Raw genomic sequence first — 263 nt, 5'->3', positions numbered from 1 at the left:
AATCCTTCTTCGAAACGCCCGTAGGTTTGCTTCAGCGACCCGATCGCTTCATCGCCTTGCCCCTGCCGCAGGCGTAGCCGCGCCAGACTGGTGACCGCTCGCAGTCGCCAGCCCAGGGCCGCCTGACCGTCAGCCGACGTGATCGCCTGCTCGAACAGGCGCGCGGCGCCGCTCTCGTCTGCCGCCGCCGCATGAACCTCGCCCCGCACACGCAGCAGTTCCGGCATGCTGTACGCGCCACCATGCCGCTGCACCCGCTCGAA

At 68.8% G+C, this 263-nt stretch carries 1 protein-coding gene; it reads right to left on the bottom strand.

Annotated elements, in window-relative coordinates; translation table 11 throughout:
* On the bottom strand, nucleotides 1–227 hold a 227-nt coding region (locus VSR82_RS40250; RefSeq protein ID WP_498858951.1), incomplete at its 3' end, for a hypothetical protein.
* Nucleotides 228–263 lie beyond the last annotated feature (36 nt).

Origin of the sequence: Burkholderia sp. JPY481 (assembly GCF_038900515.1) — a bacterium.
In the GTDB taxonomy this organism is placed as follows: Bacteria; Pseudomonadota; Gammaproteobacteria; order Burkholderiales; family Burkholderiaceae; genus Paraburkholderia; species Paraburkholderia youngii.
The sequence above is the reverse complement of the archived record's forward strand: the minus strand, read 5'-3'. Positions and strand labels throughout refer to the sequence as shown.